This is a genomic window from Deinococcus koreensis, assembly GCF_002901445.1.
GTDB classification, from domain to species: Bacteria; Deinococcota; Deinococci; order Deinococcales; family Deinococcaceae; genus Deinococcus; species Deinococcus koreensis.
In genome coordinates this window covers 3,512,242-3,524,480 of record NZ_PPPD01000001.1, presented here as the reverse complement: position 1 = coordinate 3,524,480, position 12,239 = coordinate 3,512,242, and the positions used below count along the sequence as shown (strand labels likewise).

Genomic DNA, 12,239 nt, shown 5'->3' with positions numbered 1-12,239 from the left:
TGCGGGTGGCAATCCTCTGTCGGCGCGGGGGCACCCTGCTCACCAACGCCTCGGACGGCCTGGCCTTCCATTTCGTGCCCGGCGGGGCGCTCAGTACCGATGAGGACGTGGCGATCTGTGCCGTCCGCGAGTGGCAGGAGGAGACCGGCGTTCCCCCTGGGCCGATGAGACTCGTCGGCATCGTCGAGAACTTCTTCGGCCCACCGGACAGGCGCCAGCACGAGATCGGCTTCTATTTCCTGATGCCTGCCCCGGAGAGCCTGCCCGCCGACCGCTTCTCCGTGCAGGACAACGCCGACGTCTGGTGCCAGTGGGCGCCGGTCGCCGGGATCGCGGACGTGCCCGTGTACCCGCTGGTCATCCGGGAGCTGCTGGAGGTTCCGCCCGGCACCGTCCGGCACCTCGTGAACCGGGAGGCGGCCTCAGCCTGAGCGCCACACCTGCCCGACCGCCTCCTCCACGCTCTTCACGCCGCTGTGGCCGTCCAGGCCGGGGGGCACGACCAGCCGGGTGTAGCCGGCGCGGCCCGCCTCCTCGGCGCGGCGCATGGACGCCTGGGTCGAGCGCACCTCGCCGGCCAGCCCGACCTCGCCGAACACCGCCACGTTGCCGGGCATGGCGCGGCCCACCACGGCGGAGTACACCGCCAGGGCGATCGCCAGATCGAGCCCCGGGTCGAGCACCTTCAGGCCGCCCGCGAGGTTCACGTAGATGTCCAGCCCGCCCAGCGTCAGGTCGAGGCGGCGTTCCAGCACGGCCAGCACCACATCCACCCGGCGCGGGTCGAGGCCGACCACGACCCGCCGGGCGTTCGGATAGGGGGTCTTGCTCGCCAGCGCCTGCACCTCCAGCAGCATCGGGCGCTGGCCGTCGACGGTGGCCCCCACCACGGAGCCGGGCACGCCCACCGGCCGCTCGGCCAGGAAGGCGGCGCTGGGGTTCTCCACGGCGATGAGGCCCTCGCCGCGCATCTCGAACACACCCAGCTCGCCCGCCTGTCCGAAGCGGTTCTTCACTGAGCGGAGCAGCCGGAACGAGCCCACGGTTTCCAGGAAGACCGTGGTGTCCACGATATGTTCCATCACCTTCGGCCCGGCGACCGTGCCGTCCTTGGTGACGTGCCCGACCAGCACCGTGGCCGTGCCGGTCTCCTTCGCCGCGCGGGTCAGCATGGCGGTGCCGTCGCGCACCTGGGCCACGCCGCCGGGGGCGCCCTCGCCCTCCACGGTCACGGTCTGAATGGAGTCCACGATGCACAGCGCGGGCTTATGCTCAGCCATCAATGCGGCGATGTGCTCGGCGCGGGTGTCGCGGGTGAGCTGGATGTCGGCGGTGACCCCCAGGCGGTCGGCGCGCAGGCGGATCTGCTCCAGCGACTCCTCGCCCGCCACGTACAGCACCGTGCCGCTGCGCGCCACCCGGTCGGCGACCTGCAGCAGCAGCGTGCTCTTGCCGATGCCGGGCTCACCGCCGATCAGCGTGACGCCCCCGGCCACCAGCCCGCCCCCCAGCACCCGGTCGAGTTCCGGGATGCCGCTGGAGGTGCGCGGCTCCTCGCGCCGGCCGACCCCCGAGAGCGCCGTGAGCTTGCCGCCCGACACGGCGCCGTAGGCCCCGCCGCGGCTTCCCCGCGCGGGCACCGGGCTGGGCGCCTCCTCCTCGAAGGAGTTCCAGGCCTGACAGTTCGGACAGCGGCCCAGCGGTTTGGACGCCTGGTAGCCGCAGCTCGTGCAGACGAATTTGGCGAGAACCTTAGCCACGTGATCCGGGGCGGCCGTCGGCCCGCCAGTAGGTGCCGTCGGCGGTCGCCAGGTAGTCGCCGTCGACCAGCTCCCGCAGCAGGATGGTCGGGTCGTCCACCGTGCTGTGATCCGCCAGGATCTGGTCGACCTGCCCCTGGTCGTAGGAGACGCCGGGCTCGAACAGGCCCGTCAGGTAGTCGAGGATCGCGAGCTGGTGGGCCCGGCGGCGGTCGCTGGGCCAGCCGGTGATGCGCCCGTGTTCGTCCTGAAATGCGGCAATACTCTTCGTCATAGCCTCCATGCTATCTGGCGGCTGGCCCTGAACCCGCACAGCGGGGCACATTCGGGGCGGTTCGTGGGGCCCCCGAGTGACTCCAGTCTGGCTGCGCCCTGCTACAGTGCCGCACGTGCGCCCGCCCCCCGTGCCGGTTCAGGAGTGGTTCGCCCGGGTGAGGCGAGCAGGGGCGAGGCGGTGGCGCGATGTGCGGATGTGGAGGAAACGTCGACGCATCCTGACGGCGCTGGCGCTCCTGAACGTGCTGGCGGTCGCTCTGGCGACCCTCGGCCCGCAGCCGACCACTCCCCCCGCACCGGCCCCGCGCCCGACCACCTGTGGCGACCCCCTCTCCCCCGATCTCACGCCCCCGCCCCTGCCCACCGCAGTGTCCGGACGGGTGTCGTTCTACGGGGCCGAGTACGATCCGGCGACGCTCCGGGTGCGCCGCAGCGTCGGTCTCGGGGCCAGCAACGCGCTCTTCGCCCTCGCCAGCACGGTCAAGCCGCTGATCGTGGAACAGGCCCTGCGGGACGTGGATGCCGGGCAGCTCACGCTGACCACGCCGCTCACGACCACCGCCGCCAGTCGGAGCATCGAGCTCTTCCCGGCCGGGACGAATCCCGTGCTGACCCTGCTGCGGCGCGCTCTCGAGCTCAGCGACAACACGGCGGCCGACCTGCTGCACCTGCGCGTCGGCACGCAGCGGCTGGCCCGATCGGTGCGGGAGCGCAGCCCCTGCACGCAGCTCCTGCTGACAGGCAAGGCGGCGTGGGCCGCTCAGGGCGGCCTGCAGGCGGCCGTGCTCGGCCCCGACCTGTCGGCCGGCGCACGGCGCTACGCCGCCCTCCCCTTCGGAGAACGGCTGGCGGTGGCCACCCGCCTGAACGCGGGCGCCGCAGAGTGGACGGGCCCGGAGGTGGAGGCGGCCATCGACACCTACTTCCGTGGGCCCGACCAGAGCCCGGAGATCGATCTGGCCATCCAGAACCTCAGCACGGCGAAGGCCTACACCGACCTGATGGCGCGGGTGCTGCCGGGCCGCAACCTGAAGCCCGGTTCCCGGAAGGTCTTCCGGAAGTCACTGGCGAAGGGCTGCTGCCGCCCCCCATCCACCACCCTGAAGACCTCGTACTGGGGCGCGAAGGCCGGTAGTGGCTGGCGCCTGCTCACGCTGACCGGGCTGGTGGAGACCCCGGACGGCCGGATGTTCGCCTACACCTACCTGAACGACCAGAGCGACGTTCAGGACTCCGAGGACATGGAGGAGCAGATCCCGGCCGTGGTGGAGTGGATCGGTCGGACGCTGTTCACGCTGCACGCCAGTCCGTGAGGCCCGCACCGAGCCCCGGCTGCTTCACGGGTTGGAACGGCCGTAACCTGCGGACGCCGCGGAACCGGGCTCCTCATCCTGCCGTGGCTCAGCGTGGGGAGGGTCAGGGCTGAGGCGGTCAATCATCGGTTCCTGGGTACCGCGTGACCCCGGCCCGGCGACCTCCCCCACGTGCCCACCCGATCCGCCGTCCAGCCAGAACCCGTGAGCCTGACCCTGGGGAAGCGGGTTCCGGGCACCGACTTCGTCACGGTCATCGCGCCGGAGCTGTTCCGCCCGCCAGGCGACCAGCAGGCCCTGGCCTGCTCTGCCGGGCTGTCGACCGCGGAGTGCGGCCCTACTATCCACCCGCCGCACTCCGCGGCCCCCACCGGTTTACACCGGTGCCGGCGCGGTCAGCTGCCGCATCAAACCGGGTGTGTCCCAGAGGTGCCACAGCTCGGTGCCCCGGCCCTCCACCACCCGCACGAAATGCATGTGGCGAACCTGAACGGGGCGCCCGGTCGCCGGCAGGTCGCGCATCGGGCCCAGGTGGGTGCCGGTCATGACCGAATTCATGGCGACTATCTCACCGTCGGCCATCAGGTGCTGGATCTCGAAATGGAGATCGGGGAAGGCGGCGCGCAGCATCGAGATGACGCCCTTCAGGTGTGCCGGGAAGTTCACCCCAGGCTGCTCCTGATGGTCGACGGCTTCCGGAGAGAGGAGTTCGTCCACCGCGCTGAGGTCACCCGCGTTGAAGGCCCGTTCGATCATCTGCCGCACCACCGAGACGTCTGCCGAAGCAATCATAGTGAGCCTCCATTGACTGTAGTGACACTACAGTCAAGATGGTTATACTCCTTTTGATGCCGGACAGCAACGCCACCTTCCCCCTCACCCATCGTCAGCGGCAGGCCCGGGCCACACGGGAATTGATCGTGCAGGCGGCCACCGACCTGTTCCTGGAGGGGGGCTACAGCACGACCACCATGGACGCCATCGCGGCCCGTGCCGGGGTGGCGGTGAGCACGGTGTACAACGCCTTCACGAACAAGCGGGGCATCCTGAAGGCGATCCGCGAGGGCTGGCACCAGACGTCGGGGCAGCGCGACCTGTACCGGCTGGCGGGGCAGCAGGCCGACCCGGCCCGGCGTCTGGAGCTGGCGGCGCAGGCCACCCGCCGGCAGTGGGAGTCCGGCGCCCGCATGATGGCGGTGTACAGTGTGGCCGCCGCGTCCGATCCGGAGGCTGCCGCCGAACTTCGGGAGGCTCTGGCAGGTCGCCGGAGCACTGTGGGCGCGACCATCCGCAGCTGGGCGGGAGACTTCCGGATGCCGCCCGAGCGCGCCGCCGCCCTGTACCTGGCCCTGACCCGCGCCGAGGTCTACCTGGAACTGGTGGCCGAGCAGGGCTGGACGCCGGCCGAGTACGAGGCGTGGCTGGCCAGCCTCCTCAAATCCCAGTTCCTGAGGTGAGACCCGTTCCTGCGCTGAGCGTCAGGCGAGTGGGGTAAACCACCAGCCGCCGAGGTCGTGCCTGTCGGCGCGGGTCGCCGCCTGGAGGGAACCCCTGTTCTGGGCGTGGATCGTGCCGCTGAGCACCCGGCCGTCGTCGGGCAGGTGGCGGGCGAGCAGGGTCGAGAGGAATGTGCCGAGGCCCTGACCGCGTGCGTGGGGCGCGAGCAGCAGTTCCTGCACGACCTGAGCGGGCAGCCCGAGCTGGGTTTCGGGCAGCGTGCCGGCGTACCCGCTCCACTCGCCCTGCCAGAGCACGTCGAACATGGTGCCGGCCGCGATGGCCTCGGCCAGCGTGTCCTCGTCGATCAGACGCGCCTGCTCCACGTGCGCCGGGTGCAGGGTGTCGATCTGGGCGTAGGCCGACGCGGCCCTGGGCAGATGGGTGGCGTCGCGGGTGGGCCGGAGGCTCAGGCCCGCCGGAACCTCGCGGTCTCGCAGGTCGGAGAGGGGCGCCGCCAGTACGCGCATGTCCGGCGAGGCGTCCACGAAAGCCGACCGGGCGCCCTGCATCGGCAGCGGGCTCCAGAAGCGGAGGCGGGGAACCTGGAAAGCGGCGTAGGTCTGGCGGGCCGCCTCGGACAGGGCGGGCAGATCGGCAAACGTGAGCGGACGCGACGTGACGCTGGCGTCCACGAAGGGCCGCTCCGGGTTCCCGCCCTCGAAGCGGATGCTGAGCATGGCCTGGAGGTCGCCCCGGGCGGTCAGCCAGCGGTTCAGGTAGGCCTCGGCGGGGTGGCCCAGCGCCATCTGCCCGGCCCTCCCCTGCGCCAGTTCCCGGTCGGTCGCCAGTTGCAGGTCGAAGGCGTGCTCCTCTTCCAGCCCGTCCAGCCGAACCGCTTCAGGGCACCAGTCCAGGCTGAGGGGGTGCTGGGCGGCGAGACTCATACGGGCGAGATCGTGGGCGGTCGGCAGATTGGAGAAGGTCACTTCGTCCAGCGTACGGGCGGCGCTGATCTGAACGTATCCGCCAGATGGCGCAGACAGCGGGAACAGCCGCGCGTCTGCTACCCTGGGAGTCAACCTAACGAGCGTTAGTCTCCCCCGCCCCGGAGGCCCCATGAAGACCAGCAACAGGAAGACCAAGAACGAGTGGATGCAGAGCGTCTACAGCCCCGCCGCGCAGACGTTTCCCGAGCGTAAGTACAACTTCAAGAACCTCTCGGACATGGAGCCCGAGCCGATCTACACGGCGGACGACCTGAAAGACTGGGACGCCGAGCGCGACCTGGGCTACCCCGGCGAGTTCCCCTACACGCGCGGCGTGCAGCCGTCCGTGTACCGGGGCAAGCTCTGGACCATGCGGATGTTCGCGGGCTTCGGCTCGGCCGAGCAGACCAACGAGCGCTTCCACGCGCTGCTGGGCGCCGGGCAGACCGGCCTGAGCACGGCGTTCGACCTGCCGACCCTGATGGGCTACGACTCGGATCATCCGTTCTCAAAAGGTGAGGTCGGCAAGTGCGGCGTGGCGGTCAGTTCGCTGGCGGACATGGAGATCCTGTTCCGGGGCATCGACCCCACCGCGGTCACGACCTCCATGACCATCAACTCGCCCGCCAACGCCGTCTGGGCCATGTACATCGCCAACGCGCAGAAGCAGGGCAAGGATCTGGGCCGGGTCGGCGGCACCATCCAGAACGACATCCTCAAGGAATTCATCGCGCAGAAGGAATTCATCTACCCGCCCAGCCCCTCGGTGAAGCTGGTCATCGACACCTTCGAGTGGGGCCCGAAGGTGGTGCCGAAGTGGAATTTCATCTCGGTCAGCGGCTACCACATCCGCGAGGCCGGGGCGACCGGCGTGCAGGAGCTGGCCTTCACGCTGGCCGACGGCTTCCACTACGTGGAGAAGGCGCTGGAGCGCGGGCTGGACATCGACGAGTTCGCCCCACGCATCTCGTTCTTCTGGGACATCCACAACGACTTCTTCGAGGAGATCGCCAAACTGCGCGCTGCCCGGCGCATCTGGGCTCGGCAGATGCGAGACCGCTACGGCGCGAAGAATCCGAAGAGCTGGATGCTCCGCACGCACTCGCAGACGGCCGGGGTGTCGCTGCCGGCGCAGCAGCCGCTGAACAATATCGCCCGCGTGGCGATCCAGGCGCTGGCCGCCGTGCTGGGCGGCACCCAGAGCCTGCATACCGACGCCTTCGACGAGGCGCTGGCGCTGCCCACCGAGGAAGCGGCCACCATCGCCCTGCGAACCCAGCAGATCATCGCCTACGAGACCGGTGTGGCCGGCGTGGTCGATCCGCTGGCCGGGTCGTATTACGTGGAGAAGCTGACGGACGACATCGAGGCCGCCGCGCTGGGCTACATCGAACAGATCCGCAACATGGGCGGGGTGGAAGCGGGCATCGACTCGGGCTTCTTCCAGCTGGAGATGGCCGAGGCCGCCTACCGTTACCAGCGCGAGGTCGAGACGGGGAACCGCTTAGTCGTGGGCGTGAACGACTTCGTGCAGGACGCCGTGGAAGTGCCCATCCAGCTCATCGACCCGGAGGTGGAGCGCATTCAGGAAGCGCGGCTCTCGCAGGTGCGGCGCGAGCGCGACCCCGAGCGGGCCAGCGCCGCCCTCGCCGCCCTGCGCGACACCGCCGTGACCGGCGCCAACTCCATGCCCGCCTTCCTGGAATGCGCCCACGCCTACGTGACGCTGGGCGAGCAGATGGACGTCCTCAAGACCGTGTACGGCGAGTACGTGGAGCCGGTGCTGGTCTGAGGGATGCGGAAGGCCGATAGCAGAAGGCAGATGGCCCGAGATCTTTAAGCCATCTGCCATCTGCCATCCGCCTAGAAGCTGTAGCTCTTGGGTACCACCACCACGCCCTTCTCGGTGAGCGTGAAGCCGCGGGCACGATCGTGCTCGGGGTCGAGGCCGATCTTGGTGCCGGGCGGGATGGTCACGTTCTTATCCACGATCACGCGCCTCAGGTGCGAGTTGCGGCCGACCTCCACGTCGTCGAACAGCACGCAGCTCTCGACCAGCGAGTAGGAATGGGTTCGCACCGAGCGCCCCAGCACCGAGTCGCGCACCGTGCCGCCCGAGATGATCGCGCCCCCGGCCATGATCGAGTTGAAGGCCTGCCCCTTGCGGCCATCGGTCTCGTGTACGAACTTGGCGGGCGGTGAGAACTCGGAGGAAGTCCGCAACACCCATTCCGGGTTGTAGAGGTCGAACTCCGGATTGACGCTGACCAGATCCATGTTCGCCTCGAAATAGGCGTCGAGCGTCCCCACGTCGCGCCAGTAGGTGTTCGGCCCCTTCTGGCCGGGCACCGGATTGCGGTGGTAGTCGTAGGCCCTGACGTTGTAGCCGTCGGCCAGGGCGCGCGGAATCACGTCGCCGCCGAAGTCGAAGCCCTCTTCCCCGCCCGCCATGTTGGTCTCGAGCAGTTCGTCCAGCGCGCGGCGCGAGAAGATGTAGTTGCCCATGGAGGTCAGGCTCATGTCGGGGCGGCCGGGGATACTGGGCGGGTCTTTGGGCTTTTCCAGGAAATCCGTGACCTTCCAGCGGTCGTCCACGTGCATGATCCCGAACTGGTGGGCCTGCGCCTGCGGCATGGGGTAGGCCGCGATGGTCAGGTCGGCGCGCGTGTCGATGTGCTGCTGGAGCATGTGCTCGACGTTCATCTTGTAGATGTGGTCGCCCGAAAAGATCGCCACGTAGTCGGCGTCGTGGTTGTCGATCAGGTGCATGTTCTGGTACACGGCGTCGGCGGTGCCGCGGTACCACACCGGCCCCAGCTCCTCGAAGCGGTACATCTGGGCCGGCACCAGCGTGATGAAGTAGTCGCTCAGGAAGGTGCCGAAGCGCCAGCCGCGCTGGATGTGCTCGGTCAGGCTCTGGGCCTTGTACTGCGTGAGCACGTAGATGGAGAACATGCCCGAGTTGATGAAGTTGTTGATGGCGAAATCGATGATGCGGTATTTGCTGCCGAAGGGCACGGCGGGCTTGGAGCGCTTCTGCGTCAGCGGGGCCAGCCTGGAACCCTGCCCGCCTGCGAGAATCATGCCCAGTACACGTGGTTTCATCTGTTTCCCCTCCAGAACGGACGATATGGACGACGGGTGCTCGATCAGCTGGCGATCAGCTGCGTGACAGGGCTTGTGCTTGGGTTCACTCTAGCGCCTCGCTGCGCGGACACAAGTCCGGCGTCCCGCAGGCCGATCTGGTGGCGAGCCCGTCCTGGGGGGCGCCGAGGCGTACGGACGGGCCATGTGAAAAGGAACGCTTAAGTGCCGCGCCACAGGGCGGTCAGCCCGAGCAGCCGCTCACGGGCCTCCTCGGGGCTGAGGAGGGGCGCGCCGAGCTGGGTGCGGATGAAGGTGGCCTGGCGCTTGGCGTACTGCCGGGTGGCCAGGGTGATCCGCTCCGCCGCCTGGGCCACGTCCAGGGCGCCCCGCTGCACGGCCAGGGCCTCGCGGTAGCCCAGCGCCTGCCAGACGGTCGGCAGTGGCACCGTCTCCGGGTCGACCTGAGCGGCCAGCCACCCGGCCTCCCCTGGCCAGCCCGCCTGGAGCATGGTGCGGGTTCGTTCCCCGATGCGGCGCCCGAGCTCCTCGGGGGGACGTGTGAGCGCGGTCACGTCGTACCCGAAGGCGGGCGGCCGCCGGCCGTAGTGGCCGGGCAGCCGGCCGGTGGCCCGGTAGAGTTCCAGCGCCCGCACCACCCGCCGGGGATTGCGCTCCATGCGCGCCGCCTCGGCCGGGTCGGCGGCCGCGATCTCGGCGAGCAGGGCGTCCAGACCGCGCTCCTGCAGTTCCCACTCGACCTCGGCCCGGCGGGCGGGCTCCGAGGGCGGGGTCAGCGGCAGGCCCCGCAGCAGGGCGCCCAGGTAGAAGCCGGTGCCGCCCACCACCAGGGGCGTGCGGCCCCGGTTCAGGATGTCCCGGATGGCAGTTTCGGCGGCCTGCACGAACTGGGCCACATCGGAGGGCTGCGTGACCTCCACGGTGTCCAGCAGGTGGTGGGGCACCGCCGCGCGCTCGGCGGCCGTGGGCTTGGCCGTGCCGATGTCCAGGCCCCGGTACACCGTGAAGGCGTCGGCCGAGACGATCTCCAGGGCGGCCCCAAGCCCGGCCGCCTGGCCCCGCTCCAGGGCGACCTGCAGGGCCAGGGCCGACTTGCCGGCGGCCGTGGGGGCGGTCAGGATGGGAATGCGGCGCACAGGCGGCATTGTACGCAGTGGCCCCCGGCGTCCGGCGCCGGGCCGCGTTCCCCGCGCGGCACACACCCACCCGCTTCAGGGCAGATGCTAGCGTTGGCAGCATGAACGAGCCGGTACTCGCCCGTCTGCAACAACTGATGAGTCTGCGCGAGGAGGTCGAGACGCTCGGCGGCGTCGGCCCCTGGCTGCCCGCCGCCGACTGGACGGCCGAGGATACCCATCTGGTGCTGCATCTGGACGTGCCCGGCGTGCTGCCCGAGAGCCTGGAACTGCTGGAAGAGGGCAACACGGTCACGGTGGCCGGTGAACGTCCGGCGCTGGAACGCCGCCTGCAGGGCGAACGACCGGCCGGCACCTTCCGCCGCAGCTTCAGCTTTCCCGACGAGGTGCTGCCCCAGACCGGCGAGGCGCAGCTGCAGGGCGGCGTGCTCAGCGTGCGGTTCCAGAAGCGTCATCCGACCATCGACGTGAACGCGACCCAGGCCGACGGCCTGGACGAACCTGGCACAGACGAGCCGGGAGACCGGAACCCGGCCTGAGCCCCAGCCACGGGTCATCGGAGTCGGGTCAGGCGAGCCTGGCCGTGCAGGTTCGGCAGAGGCCCCCTCCCCCCACCGTCCACTGGCCTGAACCGTACACTGGTCGGGTATGAAACGCTCCCTGACCCTGCTGCTGAGCCTCAGCCTGCTCGGAGGCGCCGCGACCGCCGCTCCTCTGACCGTGACCGTGCTGCACACGGACGACCTGCACGGGCACCTCGACCCGGTGACCATCGGGCAGAACAAGTACGGCGGGTACTCGCGGCAGACCACGCTGATCCGCAAGTACACCGCCGAGGATCCCAACCCGCTGGTGCTCTCCGGGGGCGACACCTTCCAGGGCACGCTGTTCTACAACGTCTACAAGGGCCTGGCCGACGTGCTGTTCATGAACCTGCAGGGCTATCAGGCCATGACGGTGGGCAACCACGAGTTCGACGACGGCCCGGCGGCGCTGGCGGCCTTCGTGCAGAAGGCGAAGTTCCCGGTGTTGGCCAGCAACCTCGACCTGAGCGCCGAGCCGCTGCTCAAAGACCTCATCAAGCCCTCTGCGGTGCTCAGCGTCGGCGGGGAGAAGGTCGGCGTGATCGGCGCCGTGACGCCGGATCTGCCGCTGATCTCCTCGCCGGGCCCGAACGTGAAGATGCTGGAGCTGATGGACAGCCTGAACGCCTCGGTAAAGGCGCTGCAGGATCAGGGCGTGAACAAGATCATCCTGGCCTCGCACCTGGGCTACACGCTGGAGCAGCAGGTCGCGGGGACCGTGCCGGGCATCGACCTGATCGTGGGCGGCCACAGCCACACGCTGCTGGGCACCTTCGAGAACAAGGACTTCCCGGCCAGTGAGGGGCCGTACCCGACCGTCGTCCAGAATCCGGACGGCAACCGCACGCTGCTGGTCGCGGCCTGGGAGTGGGGCAAGGTGCTCGGCCGGATCAAGGTGAACTTCACGGACGCGGGCGCGGTGGAAAGCTGGGAAGGCAACCCCGTTCCCGTGACCAGCGACATCGCCGAGGACGACACCGCCCGCCGGATGATCGCCACGCTGTCAGTGCCGATCGCCAACCTGCGCGCCCAGGTCGTGGGCACGGCCGGTGCCCCCCTGAACGGCGCCCGCGAGATCGTCCGCCGGCGGGAGAGCACCATGGCGAACGTGCTGGCCGACGCCGCGCTGGCCGCCGGGCAGAAGGCCGGGGCGCAGCTCGCCTTCGTCAACGGTGGAGGCGTGCGCTCCAGCATCGACGCCGGCCCGGTGACCTTCGAGGAAGCCATCACCGTGCAGCCCTTCGGCAACTCGCTGAGCATCCTCGACCTGAGTGGCGCGCAGATCAGGGCCGCGCTGGAACACGGGGTCGCCACCTGGGCCGAGAACAAGGGCCAGTTCCTGCACCTCTCCAGGGGCATGACCTACACCTTCGACCTGGGCCGGCCCGCGGGCAGCCGCGTGGTGAGCGTCACGCTGAACGGCCAGCCCATCGCGGACGCCACGGTGTACAAGGTCGCCATGAACAACTTCACGGCGGGCGGCGGCGACGGCTTCACGATGTTCAAGGGTGCGCCGCGCCTGGATACGGGCACGCTCGATGTCGACATCCTGGTGAACTATCTGAAGGCCAACCCGAACCTCGCTCCGCAGCCGGAAGGCCGCATCGTCATCCAGAACGAGCCGAAGTAGGCGAAGCGT

General features: G+C 69.6%; 12 protein-coding genes. 6 read left to right on the top strand and 6 right to left on the bottom strand.

The annotated features are described in order from the left end of the window. The coding region (locus CVO96_RS16625) for an NUDIX domain-containing protein (protein WP_103313579.1) at positions 1 to 431 on the top strand (431 nt) is incomplete at its 5' end. Here the strand turns inward: CVO96_RS16625 and radA are convergent. Further along, positions 423 to 1,760 carry a DNA repair protein RadA gene (gene radA, locus CVO96_RS16620; RefSeq protein ID WP_103313195.1) on the bottom strand — a complete coding sequence of 446 codons (1,338 nt, stop codon included), beginning with the start codon at positions 1,758 to 1,760 and terminating at the stop codon, positions 423 to 425. The two genes, CVO96_RS16625 and radA, sit on opposite strands and share 9 nt — an antisense overlap. Further along, a complete protein-coding gene (locus CVO96_RS16615) occupies positions 1,753 to 2,034 on the bottom strand; it encodes a DUF2087 domain-containing protein (RefSeq protein WP_103313194.1) in 282 nt (93 codons plus the stop codon). The genes radA and CVO96_RS16615 overlap by 8 nt, the downstream gene beginning before the upstream one ends. A 115-nt stretch (positions 2,035 to 2,149) precedes the next feature. Between CVO96_RS16615 and CVO96_RS16610 the strand changes: the two genes are divergently transcribed. Next, positions 2,150 to 3,349 (top strand): serine hydrolase, encoded by a 1,200-nt coding sequence (locus CVO96_RS16610; protein WP_243398421.1) that lies wholly within the window; start codon positions 2,150 to 2,152, stop codon positions 3,347 to 3,349. Between the two features lie 375 nt (positions 3,350 to 3,724). On the opposite strand, the gene CVO96_RS16605 is transcribed toward CVO96_RS16610, so the two are convergent. Next, positions 3,725 to 4,141, bottom strand: coding sequence for an ester cyclase (locus CVO96_RS16605; RefSeq protein ID WP_103313192.1), 417 nt, complete (start codon positions 4,139 to 4,141; stop codon positions 3,725 to 3,727). A 56-nt stretch (positions 4,142 to 4,197) separates the two neighbouring features. Here CVO96_RS16605 and CVO96_RS16600 point away from each other — a divergent pair, with 56 nt between their 5' ends. After that, a complete protein-coding gene (locus CVO96_RS16600; protein ID WP_165795336.1) occupies positions 4,198 to 4,806 on the top strand; it encodes a TetR/AcrR family transcriptional regulator in 609 nt (202 codons plus the stop codon). Between the two features lie 21 nt (positions 4,807 to 4,827). On the opposite strand, the gene CVO96_RS16595 is transcribed toward CVO96_RS16600, so the two are convergent. After that, positions 4,828 to 5,775: a hypothetical protein gene (locus CVO96_RS16595; RefSeq protein ID WP_207795327.1), complete on the bottom strand. Its 948-nt coding sequence runs from the start codon at positions 5,773 to 5,775 to the stop codon at positions 4,828 to 4,830. 130 nt (positions 5,776 to 5,905) lie between these two features. On the opposite strand from CVO96_RS16595, the gene CVO96_RS16590 reads away from it, so the two are divergent. After that, positions 5,906 to 7,567, top strand: a complete 1,662-nt coding sequence (locus tag CVO96_RS16590) for a methylmalonyl-CoA mutase family protein (protein WP_103313190.1) — start codon at positions 5,906 to 5,908, stop codon at positions 7,565 to 7,567. Between the two features lie 71 nt (positions 7,568 to 7,638). Here the strand turns inward: CVO96_RS16590 and glgC are convergent, their stop codons facing one another. Further along, the gene (gene glgC, locus CVO96_RS16585) at positions 7,639 to 8,880 is read right to left on the bottom strand and encodes a glucose-1-phosphate adenylyltransferase (protein WP_103313189.1); all 1,242 of its coding nucleotides are present in this window, start codon (positions 8,878 to 8,880) and stop codon (positions 7,639 to 7,641) included. A gap of 200 nt (positions 8,881 to 9,080) precedes the next feature. Then, positions 9,081 to 10,025 carry a tRNA (adenosine(37)-N6)-dimethylallyltransferase MiaA gene (miaA, locus tag CVO96_RS16580; RefSeq protein WP_103313188.1) on the bottom strand — a complete coding sequence of 315 codons (945 nt, stop codon included), beginning with the start codon at positions 10,023 to 10,025 and terminating at the stop codon, positions 9,081 to 9,083. 92 nt (positions 10,026 to 10,117) lie between these two features. Between miaA and CVO96_RS16575 the strand changes: the two genes are divergently transcribed. Then, positions 10,118 to 10,555 (top strand): Hsp20/alpha crystallin family protein, encoded by a 438-nt coding sequence (locus tag CVO96_RS16575; RefSeq protein WP_103313187.1) that lies wholly within the window; start codon positions 10,118 to 10,120, stop codon positions 10,553 to 10,555. 109 nt (positions 10,556 to 10,664) lie between these two features. Continuing rightward, positions 10,665 to 12,230 carry a bifunctional metallophosphatase/5'-nucleotidase gene (locus CVO96_RS16570; RefSeq protein ID WP_103313186.1) on the top strand — a complete coding sequence of 522 codons (1,566 nt, stop codon included), beginning with the start codon at positions 10,665 to 10,667 and terminating at the stop codon, positions 12,228 to 12,230. The last annotated feature ends 9 nt before the right edge of the window (positions 12,231 to 12,239 follow it).

What these genes read in the sequence shown, in the direction of transcription:
- CVO96_RS16615 (WP_103313194.1), bottom strand. Translation starts at nt 2,034, where the DNA reads ATGACGAAGAGTATTGCCGCATTTCAGGACGAACACGGGCGCATCACC.
- CVO96_RS16605 (WP_103313192.1), bottom strand. Translation starts at nt 4,141, where the DNA reads ATGATTGCTTCGGCAGACGTCTCGGTGGTGCGGCAGATGATCGAACGG.
- CVO96_RS16600 (WP_165795336.1), top strand. Translation starts at nt 4,198, where the DNA reads ATGCCGGACAGCAACGCCACCTTCCCCCTCACCCATCGTCAGCGGCAG.
- CVO96_RS16590 (WP_103313190.1), top strand. Translation starts at nt 5,906, where the DNA reads ATGAAGACCAGCAACAGGAAGACCAAGAACGAGTGGATGCAGAGCGTC.
- glgC (WP_103313189.1), bottom strand. Translation starts at nt 8,880, where the DNA reads ATGAAACCACGTGTACTGGGCATGATTCTCGCAGGCGGGCAGGGTTCC.
- miaA (WP_103313188.1), bottom strand. Translation starts at nt 10,025, where the DNA reads ATGCCGCCTGTGCGCCGCATTCCCATCCTGACCGCCCCCACGGCCGCC.
- CVO96_RS16575 (WP_103313187.1), top strand. Translation starts at nt 10,118, where the DNA reads ATGAACGAGCCGGTACTCGCCCGTCTGCAACAACTGATGAGTCTGCGC.
- CVO96_RS16570 (WP_103313186.1), top strand. Translation starts at nt 10,665, where the DNA reads ATGAAACGCTCCCTGACCCTGCTGCTGAGCCTCAGCCTGCTCGGAGGC.